The sequence below is a fragment of the Klebsiella quasivariicola genome, from assembly GCF_002269255.1.
Lineage (GTDB): Bacteria > Pseudomonadota > Gammaproteobacteria > Enterobacterales > Enterobacteriaceae > Klebsiella > Klebsiella quasivariicola.
The window spans coordinates 3,327,664-3,341,462 of record NZ_CP022823.1 but is presented as its reverse complement, the minus strand read 5'-3'; the positions used below and the strand labels follow the sequence as shown (position 1 = coordinate 3,341,462).

Genomic DNA, 13,799 nt, shown 5'->3' with positions numbered 1-13,799 from the left:
AATATATGGCCCCGCAAGGGGCCTTTTCTTTTTCCAGGGAAAATCATCCAGGAGGAACTTTATTATGGCGATGTATGAAGTCGGTACCGTCACGGGTGCCGCGTCGCAGGCACGGGTGACAGGTGCGACAACAAAATGGTCACAGGAGGCGCTGGGGATACTGCCCGGGTCGATTCTAGTGGTCTACCGCAGCGGTAGTGCTGACCTGTATGCGATCAAATCCGTGGACAGCGACACGCAACTGACGCTGACCCGGAATATCACCACCGCATTTTCCGGTGCCAGTTACGGCATTATTACCGCTGAAACCGCCAGCACCTCGTCGTTTGCTAACCAGCTGGCCAGCGCGTTTGCATTCTGGCGTAGTGTAGTGGAGGGCTGGTCGATGGCCCTGACCGGCAGCGGCAATATCACCCTGACTGACCCGATCACAGGAAAGCAGGTGACCGTGCCGGCGATAGCCGGGATGGCGAAGGCCTCGGATCTTAACGCGCTGGCAAAACTCACCGGAGGAAACAAACTCGACGGCTCGCAGGTTATAACCAGCGATAATGCCGGTTTTATTCTCGGTAAGAACTCAGATCTGGCTCTGCTCAAAAAACAGGGGCAAGGCGGGACGATTGCCGTTGGCTCGGGAACACCGTTCAGGGTTCAGCGTTCAAGAGCGACCAGTGTATCACCGTCAGACACCTATGATGACATCCTCGTTATTGGCACCAACAACCAGACGACGTTGCCCGGAGATTTGGTTGTCGGTGGTGGTTTCGATAATACGGCAAAGGGCAAGCTGTATTCCCAGGCGTTAGAGCTGTCGATGGGCACTCCGTACATCGACTTTCATTTTAACTACAGCACCGACGACTTCACCGGGCGGATTATGGCCACTGCCGCCGATCAAATTAGTGTACAAGGTAGTCATTGGCGAGTTGACAGGGATCTTCGTGTTGGTGGTATGGCAGATATTGGAGGGTGGGCGCAATGCGGAGTCGACCTTTCGGCCAACAGAACAGACTTTGGTTCCCCTGCTGATGGTTCGTTGGTTTCAGGCGGACGTATTCGATCCAGAATGCTGGGACGCGGCGGTAACGGTGACACCTCCGGAGCGTGGGGTGGTTTCTACCTTGAAGAATACGTTGGGTACAACCACCGGGTGGTACTGTATATGGACGGTTTTGACAGAAAAGATGCCTGGCTCTTTTACACCGGTGGGACAATCTCCACCCCTAAAGGCGATGTTATGACCACTGGCTCAGACGTGCGGCTGAAAAAGGATTTTACGGAATCCCAGGAAGGGGCCTCCAGGCGTATTAACGCGCTGGGGGTATGTGAGTTCAACATGAAAGGCGAAACACGCCGTAGGCGTGGATTTATTGCTCAACAAGCTGAAAAAGTTGACCCGATTTACACCTTTCAAAGCGGCGATGTAGAAATTGATGGCGAGAAGATCAATATCCTTAACGTAGACCATACGGCCATCATCGCGGATCTTGTTCTTACGGTGCAGGAGTTAACAAAACAAGTTCGTGATTTGAACAAGCAGGTTCAAACAAAAGAGTACTGATTGAGAGAAAATATGTTATCAAAACTCGGATAATTTATCATGTAATCAGCATGTTAGAATTAACATAAAAATGGTTCTAGATAAGTGTTCAGAAACATATTTTTTTTAAAAATCAAAGTATTAAGAGCAATGCAGAGAACTACTGCTGCGCCACATGCAGTGGTTCGAAGCCGCAGACCTGATCGTTAAAGGCATGGAAGGCGCGAAACTGCTGAAATGTTCAGAGTTTGGCGACGCGATTATCGCGAACATGTAATCCCGTTGGTGGATTAAGTAAAAGCGGGAGCCGATGGGCTCCCGCTTTTTTTTGATATTCAGTCAATGCTTTTGCCGGGCGCTCGCTGCGCGATGCCAGCGCCGATTTCCCGCAGCACAACGTCCATCAACGCCATGCATTTCGTGACAGGAATAGCGCAGTTTATCGCCAGATCGCAAGTGGCCAGCGATTGAACGCCGGGCGTCTTACTGATGGCCCGACCGGCCTAAACCGGAGCAGGTCGGCGAAAATGTGATGTAGCCTAAACTCAGGCTATCCGCTCACCTTCAGGTTAAACAGCCGGGACAGCGCCGCTCTGCCGCTGTCGGTCACTTGCACTTCCCGGTATCCCGGTGTGCGGGTTATCCATCCTTTCTGCTCAAGCAGCGCCATCAGCGCCGAACCGGCGTCGCCTCCCAGATGAAAACGTCTTTCACTCCAGTCGAGACAGGGGCAACAAGACTTGCGTCGCGGGCGGGCGTTAAGTACTGCGCCAAGGCGTTCAAACTGGGTTTTACCGGCTGGCGTCAGGGCCTGGCCATCTGCCGCCAGCCATTCCTCCCGCAGCATAAACTCATAAATATTGACCGCCAGCTCGCCCGCCAGGTGATCGTAGCAGGTCCGGGCGTAGCGAAGATTCACCGGCGTACTGGTGGTCAGCGCCTTATGCGCCTGCATGGAGACGCCCATCAGGTTTTCCAGCAGCCCGGCGATATGCGGGCCCGCCAGGCGGTAATAGCGGTGACGCCCCTGTGCAAGACACACCACCAGCCCATTGCTGAGCAGTCGGGCAAGATGTCCGCTGGTAGTGGAAGCGGACACGTCGGCGACCGTGCTGAGCTCGGTCGCCGTCCAGGCGCGTCCGTCCATCAGGGCGCAGAGAATACTGACCCTTGACGGGTCAGAGAGGGCTGAAGCTACCATCGCCATAGCGGTTTCCAGTGCTTCCTCTGGCTTACTGTCTTGCGATGTTTTCAGGAGATTCATTCAGAAAGTATGGCCCATTTTTCGGTCACTTCCGCTGCCCGGGTGTCATCATCGGTAATGAGAATGAGCCGGTTACGGTGGTCGCTGTACTGTACCAGAATAGTAATGCCGTTGCGGGCCAGGGTGTCTGCGATTTCACCCAGCTCCCCCGGTCGTTTCTGCGGTAACTTTCGTATCAGAGGGCGGCACACACTGCTGACCGTAAAGCCAGCTTCGGTCAGTACCCTGCGGGCTTTTTCACCGTCTTCCACCAGAAAATGCGCATGTCTGGCCTCAGGCGTGGTGAATACGCCGCCGCCTTCGAGCCCCACGCCGTTGTTCCCCAGCGCCATACCCATTGCGCCAAGCGAGCCCGGCGTGTTGCTGAGAATCACGTGAATATCATACATCTGGCTGTGCCTCCCGATCCGATGCGTAATCGCGGAACACGCGGGCGACGCGTATTCTGTAGTATGAAAAGATCGATGCTTTGCCTTCGCGCTGGGCAGCCAGATGCCGCTCATTTTGCTGCCAGTTGGCCACCGATGCTTCATCTTCCCACCAGGATAGCGAGAGGATTTTGCCGGGCGTATTCAGGCTCTGAAAGCGCTCGATGGCAATGAACCCCGGCGTGTCTGAAAGCAAAGGCGTCAGCCCGGCCGCCAGCTGTAAATATCTTTCCTGTGCTTCTGGTAAGGCGTCGGCCTCAAAAAGTACCGCGATCATCAGTGTGCTCCGTGGTGAATGTCCCCGCAGTCTACTGACGGCCAGAGCAGGATGCTTCGGTGGGCAGCGAAGTATGCCTGTAGGCAGATAAGCGATGGTAATGGCAGTTTGCCAGTATATTTTCGCGCTTGTGAACGGCAAAAAAAGAAACGGGTTGATGCCATGGGGCGACTTGCGGCCTTACGGTTTGAACAGGCCAGAGCAATAGCCGTCCAGCCGCGCCGTCATGCGGTCCCGGCAAAAAGTACACTCGAACGAGCAGATAAACGCCTCGGGTGAGTCGGGCGGCAGATCTTTATCACAGCATTCGCAATTCGGGCGTCGTTCGAGCATCAACTTCTCCTGGGGTTAACGGCTCTATCAGCAGTGGTAGGGCTTTTATATTATTGCCCGGACTGGCTGCCGAGAGGGTTCGCAGCGCGTTAACCGCCATCTCAAAGCGTTGCTTTCCCGGGCTGCATCCCCGGCACGAGGATGACTTTGCGGCATGCCTCTTCGCGTTTCTCAAAGATCTGATAGCCGCGCGCGGCCTCCTCCAGCGGCATATGGTGAGTGACGATCTCCTCCGGGGTAAGCAGCCCTTGCTCAATAAGCGCCAGCAGATCCGGTAACCAGGCGTGGACGTGGGTTTGCCCCATCCTGAAGGTCAGGCCCTTATCAAAAGCATCGCCAAACATAAACCCGTGAATAAAACCGGCGTACACGCCGGGCACGCTGACGATACCGCCGCGGCGCACGGCGGCGATGCACTGGCGCAGGGCTTTGCCGCTGCTGCCTTCAATTTTCAGCGTACTCAGGACGGTCTCCGTAAGGCTGCCTTTCGCCTCGAAGCCCACGGCGTCAATCACCGCGTCGACGCCGCGATGTCCCGGCGTGTTATCGATAATCCACTGCGCCGGGTCGTCATGGGTGTCGAAGTTTATCGGGATCGCGCCATAACGCTGCTGTGCGAAATCGAGTCGGTAATCGTTATGATCGATGATAAATATCTGCTCTGCGCCATTGAGCCTGGCACAGGAGGCGCACAGCAGCCCTACCGGGCCGGCGCCAAAAATAGCCACGCTGCTGCCGGGTTTGACCTCGGCGTTCTTTACCGCCTGCCAGGCGGTGGGCAGAATATCTGACAGAAACAGCACCTTTTCATCGGGTAAGGTGTCCGGCACTTTAAACGGTCCGGTATTGGCTTTGGGGACCCGTACATATTCTGCCTGGCCGCCGGGGATCCCGCCGTACAAATCGCTGTAGCCGAACAGGGCCGCCGGTGGCGTGATCCCTTTGCGGTTGAGCGTTGCCCCCTGGCCGCTATTGGTGCTTTCGCAGGCGGCATATTGCTGCAGACGACAAAAGAAGCAGTCTCCGCAGGCGATGACAAACGGGATAACCACCCGGTCGCCTTTGCGGACCGCGGTGACCTCGGCACCCGCTTCCACCACTTCCCCCATAAATTCATGGCCGAAAATATCGCCATGGTGCGTCCCCGGGATCTTTCCGCGGTAAAGATGCAGATCGGAACCGCAGATCGCCGTCGCGGTGACGCGCAGAATAATATCGTCCGGCGCCTCAAGAGTCGGGTCAGGCATGGTGTCGACACTAACATGATGGGGACCGTGATAAGTGAGTGCTTTCATTGCGTATTCTCCTGAAGAGAGCGGCTAACCGCATAAGGCCCAGGGTATCGTGACCCGACGCGCTTGCTGCCGACAAGTCACCTTAAAAAATAAAGCGTAGAGCACAAATAATGTAGCTGCGTGATATTCAAGTCGCTGAGCGTATTCTACGCTTCGCTTATTTCACGTCTGGTTTGTTTAAATTATTTGTCTATTTTCATTAAGCGTACTAGCCTTAATCACGCATGATATTCGCTCCATTTTTTATTTGATAGCCGCTCCCCCAGCGGCTTTTTTTATTGATAATTTTTAGAAAAGTTCTGAATTTCAGGCTGACGAAGCGTATCGGTGCCGCTTCGTTATATCACCCAATCGGAGTACTTCGCAGGTATAGATAATGGGAGGAATGCAGATATTATTTCCCTGAACACAGTGAGTTACCAGAAAAAGTACCGCCTGGTTATTTTTAAGGTATCTTGTAGAATAATTCCGAATTGCTGCTAAAAGACAGCGGAAAAACGGAATAATAATTTGACTAGCCAGCATTACCCGCTAGATTTAAATATCGAACGACGAGTGATACGGAATATTTTCGTATCGTACTGACATAACCGATATATATGAGGTGAAATATGGCAGAGCATCGTGGTGGTTCCGGTAATTTTGCTGAAGACCGTGAAAAAGCTTCTGAAGCAGGTCGTAAAGGTGGTCAGCACAGCGGCGGGAACTTTAAAAATGATCCGCAGCGTGCGTCCGAAGCGGGTAAAAAAGGTGGACAAAACAGCCACGGCGGTGGCCGCAAGTCCGATAATTCCTGATTATCCTTTTCCTTGCACCCTGAAGTGAAAGTATTTCCTGCGAGTCTGTATAGACTCGCAGTTATTTTCTGACTCCAGAAGGTATTTCTATGAATATGAAAAGCATTGAAGATGTATTTATTCACCTGCTCTCAGATACCTACAGCGCAGAGAAACAATTAACCCGCGGGCTGGCTAAACTGGCCAGAGCGGCGTCCAGTGAAAAACTCAGCGCGGCGTTCAATGCTCATCTCGAAGAAACCCAGGGCCAGATTGAACGTATCGACCAGATTATCGAGCAGGAATCCGGCCTGAAGATCAAACGCATGAAATGCGTGGCCATGGAAGGATTAATCGAAGAGGCCAATGAAGTCGTTGAGAGCACGGAAAAAAATGAGGTACGTGATGCTGCGTTAATTGCCGCTGCGCAAAAGGTCGAGCATTACGAAATTGCCAGTTACGGTACCCTGGTCACCCTGGCGGAACAACTGGGTTACAAAAAAGCGGTTAAATTGCTGGCCGCAACGCTGGAAGAAGAAAAACAAACCGACGTTAAATTAACCGATTTGGCGGTAGGTAATATTAATAAAAAAGCGGAAAAATAAACGCTCCCTGACACGAGGAAATGACGATGAATCACGTTGAACATTATCATGACTGGCTACGCGATGCGCATGCCATGGAAAAGCAGGCAGAATCCATGCTGGAATCGATGGCTGGCCGTATCGATAATTATCCCGATCTCCGTGCCAGAATTGAACAGCATATTAATGAGACCAAACGGCAAATAACCGTGCTGGAAGAGATCCTCGACCGTAACGAGATTTCGCGATCGGTGATTAAAGATTCGATGAGTAAAATGGCGGCTCTTGGCCAGTCCATCGGCGGGATGTTTCCTTCCGATGAAATCGTCAAAGGTTCGATCAGCGGGTACGTCTTCGAGCAGTTTGAGATCGCCTGCTATACCTCTCTGCTGGCGGCGGCTGAAAATGCGGGTGATACCGCCTCCATCCCGGCGATCGAAGCCATTCTGGCGGAAGAGCAGGCCATGGCCGACTGGCTGATCACACATATTCCTCAGACTACGGAGCAGTTTCTCCTGCGTTCAGATGCTGACGGCGTAGAAGCGAAAAAATAACCCAGGAGGCAGGCCTATGTTTCGTCATGTGAAACAACTGCAGTATACCGTGCGCGTTGCTGAACCCAATCCGGGACTCGCGAATTTACTGCTCGAACAGTTTGGCGGCCCTCAGGGCGAGCTGGCCGCTGCGTGTCGTTATTTCACCCAGGGATTAAGCGATGACGATCCCGGCCGCAAAGATATGCTGATGGATATCGCGACAGAGGAGCTGAGCCACCTGGAGATCATTGGCACCCTGGTCGGCATGCTGAATAAAGGCGCCAAAGGGGCACTGGCGGAGGGCACCGAGAGCGAGGCGGAACTCTACCGTTCGCTGACCGCCAACGGTAACGACAGTCATATCACCTCCCTGCTGTACGGCGGCGGTACCCCGCTGACCAACTCGGCGGGTGTACCGTGGACGGCGGCCTACGTTGATACGATCGGCGAACCCACCGCTGACCTGCGATCGAACGTGGCGGCAGAGGCGAGGGCGAAGATCGTCTATGAACGCCTGATCAATGTCACCGACGATCCCGGGGTAAAAGACGCCCTGGCGTTCCTGATGACCCGCGAAGCGGCGCACCAGCTCTCTTTCGAGAAGGCCCAGCAGTCGATTCGTAACCATTTTCCACCGGGTAAACTGCCGCCCATTAGCGAGTACGCTAACACCTACTACAATATGTCTGAAGGTGGAGAAGTGCGCGGCAGCTGGAACAGTGACAAACACTTTGATTATGTCAAGGATCCGCAGCCGGCGGTGGATGGCGGCGATGGCAGTGCCTCTGTCAGCCTGACGCCAGAGCAGGAAGCGTTGTGCAAAGCAATGCTGAAGCGAACACAGTCTGACCCGCAGGATGATCCTTTGACCGGCGCCGAACTTGGCGCCGGGAAGCAAAACACCTCATCATCGGCTAAGTGATGTTCGCATGAGCCCCGGTTGCGGCCGGGGCGCTTCACAATGATGGGTGTGGAATATGTTTGAATTCGACGCGTTTCATCTTGCCCGAGTGCAATTCGCCTTTACCGTTTCCTTTCATATCCTGTTTCCGGCTATCACCATCGGTCTTGCCAGCTATCTGGTGGTGCTCGAGGGATTGTGGCTGCGGACCCGGGATAATGTCTGGCGCTCGCTCTATAACTTCTGGCTGAAAATTTTCGCCGTCAATTTTGGGATGGGCGTGGTCTCCGGCTTAGTGATGTCCTATCAGTTCGGCACTAACTGGAGCGGATTTTCGCAGTTTGCCGGCAGTATTACCGGCCCACTGCTGCTGTATGAAGTGCTGACCGCCTTTTTCCTCGAAGCGGGATTCCTTGGGGTGATGCTGTTTGGCTGGAGCAAAGTACCGCCAGCGCTGCATTTTTTTACCACCTGTATGGTGGCGCTCGGCACCCTGGTCTCCACCTTCTGGATCCTCGCCTCCAACAGCTGGATGCAGACGCCGCAGGGTTTTACCATCGAAAATGGCCATCTCATTCCGCAGGACTGGCTGGCAATCATCTTTAATCCCTCGTTCCCGTATCGCTTGTTCCATATGGCGATAGCCGCTTTTCTCAGCAGCGCTATGTTCGTCGGGGCATCGGCGGCGTGGCATCTTCTGCGCGGTAACGATTCGCCGGCTATCCGTAAAATGTTATCGATGGCGATGTGGATGGCGCTGCTGGTCGCGCCGATCCAGGCGCTAGTAGGAGATATGCATGGCCTGAATACTCTGGAGCATCAGCCGGCGAAGATTGCCGCCATCGAGGGGCACTGGGAAAATCGCCCCGGTGAGGCCACGCCGCTGCTGCTGTTTGGCCTGCCGGACATGGAGCAGGAGCGTACCCGTTATGGTCTGGAGATCCCGGCGCTCGGCAGCCTGATCCTCACCCACAGCCTGCATAAACAGGTGCCGGCCCTGAAAGATTTCCCGAAAGAGGATCGGCCTTATTCGCCCGTCGTGTTCTGGTCCTTCCGCATCATGGTTGGAATGGGCGTGTTGATGATCGCCTTAGGCGTCTGCAGCGCCTGGTTGCGTTATCGGCGGCGGCTGTACCACTCGCGAGCGTTCCAGTGGTTTGCGCTCTGTATGGGGCCCGCAGGCCTTATTGCCCTGGTTGCCGGATGGGTGACCACCGAGATGGGCCGCCAGCCGTGGGTGATCTACGGCCTGCTGCGCACCCGGGACGCGGTGTCGTTGCACAGTACGCTGCAGATGGCCATCAGCCTGCTGGTGTTTATCGTGGTCTACTGCGCCGTATTTGGCGTGGGGTATTACTACATTTTCCGGCTGATTAAAAAAGGGCCGCAGCCGGTGACGGAGCTGACCTCACAAACCGCGGGCACGCCGGCGCGCCCGCTCTCGGCGGCAGAGCCGGTGCGCGATGAGGAGAACGCATCATGAGCATCGATATCTCGGTGATTTGGTTTGTCATCATCGTCTTCGCCACCCTGATGTATATCGTGATGGACGGTTTCGATTTAGGCATCGGGATGTTGTTCAGCGTGGTGCATGATGGCGAAGAGCGCGACGTGATGGTCAACAGCGTGGCGCCCGTCTGGGACGGTAACGAAACCTGGCTGGTGCTCGGCGGGGCAGGGCTATTCGGCGCCTTTCCGCTGGCCTATGCGGTGATCACCGATGCGCTGGTTATCCCGCTGACGGCGATGCTCATTGGCCTGATTTTTCGCGGCGTGGCGTTTGAGTTTCGTTTCAAAGCGATCCCCTCGCACCGCACCTTCTGGGACTATGCCTTCGCCGGCGGCTCGCTGCTGGCGACCTTCAGCCAGGGGATTGTCGTCGGGGCGTTTATCAACGGCTTTGCGGTGGCCGACCGCCGCTTCGCCGGCTCGACGCTGGACTGGCTCACCCCCTTCAATCTGTTCTGCGGCCTGGGGCTGGTGGTGGCCTATCTGCTGCTGGGCACCACGTGGTTGATCATGAAAAGCGAAGGCGCGCTGCAGCAGCGGATGCGCGATCTGACCCGCAAGGTGCTGCTGGCGCTGATGGCGGTGATCGCGGTGGTTAGCGTCTGGACGCCGTTGGGCTGGCGCTACATAGCGGAACGTTGGTTCACGCTGCCCAATTTCTTCTGGTTCGTGCCGGTGCCGATTCTGGTGTTGGTCCTGAGTCTGTGGATCTGGCGCCTGAGCGCGCGCCCCGCCAGCCATGCCCGCCCGTTTATTTTGACCCTGGGCCTGATTTTCCTCGGCTTCAGCGGATTGGGGATCAGCGTCTGGCCGAACATTATCCCGCCGCATATCTCCCTGTGGGATGCCGCCGCGCCGCCGTCCAGCCAGGTGTTTATGCTGCCGGGAGCGCTGCTTATTATCCCGGTGATCCTGATGTATACCGCCTGGAGCTATTACGTCTTTCGCGGCAAAGTCTCCGGCAGCGAAGGCTATCACTGAGAGGCCAACAAGCGGGATGCTGATTGACCGGCGCGCCGCGCCACCCGGTCAGGGAGGACCAGGAGGGGCGCGGACAAACCGGCGAGCCGTTCCACCTCCTCTGGCCGGGTGTTTATGCCTTCGGCGAGGAGAGCTTAATAATAAACCGCTCGTTCACCCGGGTGATTTTCGCACCCGTCTCGCCAAATTCGCTGGCGATTTTAAAAAAGTCGTCAGCGGCGACATCAAAATCGAGTTCGATTTTCTGGTGCCGTCCGGTCGCCAGTAATTCATAGAAATGGTCAAGGTTGCGGGCTTTTTCGCTAGGCATCTTATTTCTCCATGGTAAACCAATCAGCAGGGTATTTATTGCTTACGGCGTTTTTACGGATTATTCAGCAGGATGACGATCGTGTCTGATATAAGATTATGCAATGACCTTCTGGATCAGGTGGGGCGATATTATCCCTGTTGTTAAACCTGTGGCCGCTCGTGTCCTCGTAAGGTCAGAATGGGAGAGATAACCCGGCGGTCCGGTTGATGATAGACATTTTATGATGACAAAGTAATGACAATAAAATGAACCATTAAGCATGACGGGCGTTTAACGCATTACATTATTTTATAGTGTGGCTGTTAGGGCAGTTCTTAACTACTTTATGGTAATGGGGTGTCCTTTTGTTATGACCAACGGCGAGGGAACAACGATGCAATTACTTGATTTATTCGCAGGGTTATTGTGGTTAAGCTGCGTTATTTTCCTGCTGTTTGTTCTTGATGTGGTCATCACCCGCTATCTGTATCGTAAATAACCGGCGAGGGCCGTGGCGGTCGGCATAGGGGACGGCGCCGGAGAGTGATAGAATAATGCCGGGCTGATGGAGAAAGGAAGATACGGTGGCCGGGAGAATTGATTACGATATTGAAAAATACCAGTTTACCGAAGCCGGCGAGACGCCGCGGCTGCGGGCGCAATGGCGCGAGGTATATCAGGAGTGTCGTCAGCTGCAGGCCGGGGCAGAGGAACGGCTGCGCATTGCGCTATTGAACGTCGATTATGTGACCAGCTTCGAGCTGCCATTTCGCCTGCTGCTGGTCCGGGCGCCTCAGCTTATCGCCAGCGTGCGTGAGGCACTACAGCTCAATCGCAAAGCCGCCGTTTTCAATGGTAAGCGGTATGGCTGCGTCTACACTCTGAAACAAGATTTACAGGCTATCCCGGAGGCCTTTCATTACCGCCTGTCAAACCGCATTCGTCGTGTCGATCCGACAGGATTAACGGCATCCCCGTACCAGCAGATCGCCCGGGAGATAAAACCGGCGCGGGAGCGACTTGAGCGGGCGCTTCTCGCCGGCTTACCGGTCACCGCTCTCGATGCCCTGTTCTGGTTTGGCAGCCAGCGGGTGGCGGCGGATATTGCGCAGTTACGGCGCTCCGGTATGCGGATTGCCACTGAAGAGGTAGAGGTCAGCGACAATCTGTTCAATACCACCCGGCGGGTACCGGTTTATCGTCTGGCCAGCGCATGAGGGGGTAACCCTTCGCCCAGGCGCTGTCTTTGCAGACAAGTCACCACTGCTCCATCAAACCAGACACACCGCCCCCTGGCGGCATGGCGCGGGGCCGGGGCCAGCCACGCGCTGGCGATGAGCATTAACAGTATCAGCGCCAGCGGAACCACGTTTATTCTTTTCACTACCCATCACCCACTTCACGTTGCCTGGCGGCAGGGTAGTGGGAAAGTATGACGGTTCAGTGACTGAAACGCTTTTTCCATGAGGAGCATGGCTTAACAGGCGCAGCGAAGGGGGGATGCGTTTATCTCGTTACGCTATCCCTCGGAACGAAAACTGGCGGCTTGTATTTTTCATTTTTATTACGCATCGCTGTTTTTGGCGTAGTGGTGGAAAGCAGGATATCAGTTTGTACTACAGAGGGTTTTCTGGTAACTGGCTGGTTTGAAACGATATTTTAAATGTTGTTTCAACGGGCGTTGTAGCAGTGGCTAATTTATATTAATTCAGTTTACCGATCAATAAATTATATGTTGATAGATTTTAGCTATTGAATGATCTTTATCGATCATTTTAAACTATTTTTGTTGCCGGGAAATATATGACATGCTTTAACCCTTTCTTATTTTTGGTATTTTTTAAATGGTTGAAGAAAACGTGAAAAATACCTTATACCGCTTCGTGCTGGAGCCGGCTATTAGCGATGATGGCAGCTACCACTCATGGGAATTGCTCACTAAGGATATTATAGCACCCGCACAAAATATCACCTCAGCGTCAACGTTTTCTTTCTCCACGCTTACCGACCGCGACAAGATTGCACTATTCACTCGCCAAATCGAGCTGCTTTCTGTATTTGATTTTACCCGCCTGGATAATAAGCCGGTATCGTTGAATATTGATGATTTATTAAGCCAGTTTATTCTGGCGGACCGCTACCTCTGTGATTTTTTACGCTCCTGTAAACATATCGCGCTGGAAATTAATGAGAATTTTCATGAATTCATCGCCGGGAGCGAACTCACCACGCTGAGCGCGCTGGCGGCGCTTTGCCCGGTCTGGCTGGATGACTTCGGTCGCGGACGCACTTCTTTCGCCTTACTGGACAGATTTCGCTTCGATTGCGTCAAAGTGGATAAAGATTATTTTTGGGATAAAGAAGACGACCCCACATTGCCCGGCCTGTTACAGGCTATCTCTGCTCTGACCCGCCATGTGATTGTCGAGGGGGTGGAAACCGAGAAGCAAAAACGGCTGATCGGATCGGCCGGCAATATCATCGGTCAGGGTCGTTACTGGAAAGATGAATACATCTTTTTGCACTGCTGAGTCGCCGATAAGCTGATTTTTGTTCCCTGCCACGCTTTATTTGTCCAGTTTTAAACTAACCCTTTGTTACAGATAGTCTTTATTTGCGCAGTGATAATCCACTCTCTTTTTCTTGCCTGAAGGATAATTCACTGTGAATACTCGCTTGCGTAACACCCTGATCGCTCTTGTTCTGACCACCAGCTTCACCGCCGCCAGTCAGGCGTCGACCTCGACTGATGTGCCGTCGGTCTCGCAGGATCCGGTTGTCCAGCATCTGAAACTGAGTGAGGAGCAGGTCGCCAAAATCCAGGCGCTACGTCAGGGGTTCGAAAACAATGTGAGCCAGATTAAAATCAGCGGCTATCAGGACGGCGCTCTGGCTGAGGTTATTCACTCCGGGAAATGGGATGATGCCAAAGTCAAACAGCAGCTGGCCGCCTTTGGCCAGCTGGATCAGCAGGTGCGCTATTATCGGGTGAAATACTACTTCGACGTTAGTCAGGTGCTGACGCCTGAGCAGCGTGAGCAGGTCAAAAAAGATCTCGCCGCCGCGATCAACTAACCCTGTCT

General features: G+C 54.1%; 15 protein-coding genes and 2 pseudogenes. 11 read left to right on the top strand and 6 right to left on the bottom strand.

All coding sequences use genetic code 11. From position 1 onward, the window contains the following. Positions 1–64 precede the first annotated feature (64 nt). The gene (locus B8P98_RS16660) at positions 65–1,561 is read left to right on the top strand and encodes a tail fiber domain-containing protein (RefSeq protein ID WP_040200296.1); all 1,497 of its coding nucleotides are present in this window, start codon (positions 65–67) and stop codon (positions 1,559–1,561) included. A gap of 136 nt (positions 1,562–1,697) precedes the next feature. Further along, positions 1,698–1,817 (top strand): annotated as a pseudogene (locus tag B8P98_RS31675) (hypothetical protein); the annotation flags it as partial. Between the two features lie 273 nt (positions 1,818–2,090). On the opposite strand, the gene B8P98_RS16655 reads toward B8P98_RS31675, so the two are convergent. The 5 genes and pseudogenes from B8P98_RS16655 to B8P98_RS16635 all read right to left on the bottom strand — a co-directional run bounded on the left by B8P98_RS16655 (position 2,091) and on the right by B8P98_RS16635 (position 5,137). Continuing rightward, positions 2,091–2,804: an ArsR family transcriptional regulator gene (locus B8P98_RS16655; RefSeq protein WP_095033234.1), complete on the bottom strand. Its 714-nt coding sequence runs from the start codon at positions 2,802–2,804 to the stop codon at positions 2,091–2,093. Beyond that, a complete protein-coding gene (locus tag B8P98_RS16650; RefSeq protein WP_080897236.1) occupies positions 2,801–3,193 on the bottom strand; it encodes an amino acid-binding protein in 393 nt (130 codons plus the stop codon). Before B8P98_RS16650 ends, B8P98_RS16655 begins: the two co-directional genes overlap by 4 nt. Further along, positions 3,186–3,509, bottom strand: a complete 324-nt coding sequence (locus B8P98_RS16645) for an antibiotic biosynthesis monooxygenase family protein (protein ID WP_087805958.1) — start codon at positions 3,507–3,509, stop codon at positions 3,186–3,188. Before B8P98_RS16645 ends, B8P98_RS16650 begins: the two co-directional genes overlap by 8 nt. 201 nt (positions 3,510–3,710) lie before the next feature. Next, positions 3,711–3,842: pseudogene (locus B8P98_RS16640) on the bottom strand (DUF1272 domain-containing protein); the annotation flags it as partial. 101 nt (positions 3,843–3,943) lie between these two features. Continuing rightward, on the bottom strand, positions 3,944–5,137 hold the full coding sequence (locus B8P98_RS16635) for a zinc-dependent alcohol dehydrogenase (protein WP_095033233.1): 1,194 nt from the start codon (positions 5,135–5,137) through the stop codon (positions 3,944–3,946). A gap of 611 nt (positions 5,138–5,748) precedes the next feature. Here B8P98_RS16635 and B8P98_RS16625 point away from each other — a divergent pair. The 6 genes from B8P98_RS16625 to cydB all read left to right on the top strand — a co-directional run bounded on the left by B8P98_RS16625 (position 5,749) and on the right by cydB (position 10,424). After that, complete coding sequence (locus B8P98_RS16625) at positions 5,749–5,934, top strand: con-10 family general stress protein (RefSeq protein WP_004150795.1); 186 nt, start codon at positions 5,749–5,751, stop codon at positions 5,932–5,934. Between the two features lie 89 nt (positions 5,935–6,023). Continuing rightward, on the top strand, positions 6,024–6,518 hold the full coding sequence (locus tag B8P98_RS16620) for a YciE/YciF ferroxidase family protein (protein WP_025713463.1): 495 nt from the start codon (positions 6,024–6,026) through the stop codon (positions 6,516–6,518). Positions 6,519–6,544: 26 nt separating this feature from the next. Continuing rightward, entirely contained in the window at positions 6,545–7,051 is a 507-nt protein-coding gene (locus B8P98_RS16615) for a ferritin-like domain-containing protein (RefSeq protein ID WP_025713462.1), read from the top strand. A gap of 16 nt (positions 7,052–7,067) precedes the next feature. Continuing rightward, on the top strand, positions 7,068–7,955 hold the full coding sequence (locus B8P98_RS16610; protein ID WP_025713461.1) for a manganese catalase family protein: 888 nt from the start codon (positions 7,068–7,070) through the stop codon (positions 7,953–7,955). A 55-nt stretch (positions 7,956–8,010) separates the two neighbouring features. After that, entirely contained in the window at positions 8,011–9,417 is a 1,407-nt protein-coding gene (locus tag B8P98_RS16605; protein WP_080897228.1) for a cytochrome ubiquinol oxidase subunit I, read from the top strand. Beyond that, entirely contained in the window at positions 9,414–10,424 is a 1,011-nt protein-coding gene (cydB, locus tag B8P98_RS16600; protein ID WP_080924359.1) for a cytochrome d ubiquinol oxidase subunit II, read from the top strand. The genes B8P98_RS16605 and cydB overlap by 4 nt, the downstream gene beginning before the upstream one ends. Before the next feature lie 112 nt (positions 10,425–10,536). On the opposite strand, the gene B8P98_RS16595 is transcribed toward cydB, so the two are convergent. Next, complete coding sequence (locus B8P98_RS16595; RefSeq protein WP_025713458.1) at positions 10,537–10,734, bottom strand: hypothetical protein; 198 nt, start codon at positions 10,732–10,734, stop codon at positions 10,537–10,539. Positions 10,735–11,300: 566 nt separating this feature from the next. Here B8P98_RS16595 and B8P98_RS16590 point away from each other — a divergent pair. The 3 genes from B8P98_RS16590 (at position 11,301) to B8P98_RS16580 (ending at position 13,791) form a co-directional block, all read left to right on the top strand. After that, on the top strand, positions 11,301–11,933 hold the full coding sequence (locus B8P98_RS16590) for an ECs1377 family protein (protein ID WP_080897226.1): 633 nt from the start codon (positions 11,301–11,303) through the stop codon (positions 11,931–11,933). A gap of 627 nt (positions 11,934–12,560) precedes the next feature. Beyond that, positions 12,561–13,247: an EAL domain-containing protein gene (locus B8P98_RS16585; RefSeq protein WP_080924360.1), complete on the top strand. Its 687-nt coding sequence runs from the start codon at positions 12,561–12,563 to the stop codon at positions 13,245–13,247. Between the two features lie 133 nt (positions 13,248–13,380). Further along, positions 13,381–13,791, top strand: coding sequence for a Spy/CpxP family protein refolding chaperone (locus B8P98_RS16580; RefSeq protein WP_095033232.1), 411 nt, complete (start codon positions 13,381–13,383; stop codon positions 13,789–13,791). Positions 13,792–13,799 lie beyond the last annotated feature (8 nt).